This is a genomic window from Vibrio sp. M260112, assembly GCF_036533775.1.
Classification (GTDB): Bacteria; Pseudomonadota; Gammaproteobacteria; order Enterobacterales; family Vibrionaceae; genus Vibrio.
In genome coordinates, this window is the sequence record NZ_JATABH010000155.1 from 1 (window position 1) to 1136 (window position 1136).

At 44.9% G+C, this 1136-nt stretch carries 1 protein-coding gene; it reads left to right on the forward strand.

What is annotated here, in order from left to right; translation table 11 throughout:
* Window positions 1-1136 (forward strand): RHS repeat domain-containing protein (locus QTN95_RS20765; protein ID WP_331418867.1); only part of this gene is annotated, 1136 nt, incomplete at both ends.

The window sequence follows — 1136 nt, forward strand, 5'->3', positions numbered from 1 at the left end:
AATATGCTACGTGCACGAGCGGATAACAGTACCGAGAATGAGCGTGAACTCGAATGGACTGAATTTAACAAGCCGAGCAAAATCACCCGTAACGGCAAGACCGTCGAATTCTATTATGATGCTAACCATAACCGTTATCTGAAAAAGAACAGTGATGGAATCGAAACCTTCTACTTTGGAAAAACCTATGAGCGTGTAACCGACACCAATACAGGCATCGTGCAGCATAAACACTTTATTTATGCCGACGGTAAGCTCATTGCTCTGAATACACAGACAAAAGAGGCAGACAATAGCCTTAAAGATAAACAAGTACGTTATCTGCATTACGACGCGCTGAATTCAGTAGACATGATCACCGATGGTTATGGTTTAGTCGTAGAGCGTCGTAGTTATGATACTTGGGGTAAAAAGCGTAATGTCCTCTGGCGTGAAGATGGTCCATTAGATGTGGTACAAGCCGCAATCACAAACCGAGGATATACAGGGCATGAAGAAATAGTCGAGGTTGACTTAGTACATATGAATGGTCGTGTCTACGATCAGGAGCTAGGTCGATTTATTAGCCCCGATCCCATCATTCAAGCGCCGTATGTCACAAATAGCTTTAACCGTTATGCTTATGTGATGAATAATCCGCTCAAGTATACGGATCCGACGGGTTTTCGTGCGATCGAGGGAGCGGGAATCTCTGAACCTGGTATAAGAGATGGAATAGGTAGGTACGATCCGCCGAGAGATAACGGTAGGTATAATTCCAATAGCAACAGAAATCCAGGTCGTGACAGAGATCCTGAACGTAACCCAGGTACTGGTGGTACGAACAAACCTAAGGAAGTAGGAGAGCCCAAAGTTGAGCCTACAGTAAAGCCGAAAGTAAAGCCGAAAGTTGGGCCTACAATAGAGCCGCCATCCCAAAAATATAAGTGGGGTAATGAAGACTTAGCTGGAGAGATGGATCAAGAGGTTAGAAATGAGGCTTTACGTGATACAATGGACTCGCTAATCGGAGTTGAAGACTTTGTTGATGCGGCGGAAACGGTTCTAGATGCGAATGCGACTATTGCTGATAAGGTGGTTGCAGTAGGTGGTGCTTTTGCTAAGAGAACGCCTCTTGGCAAAGTGGTTAGTAAGGC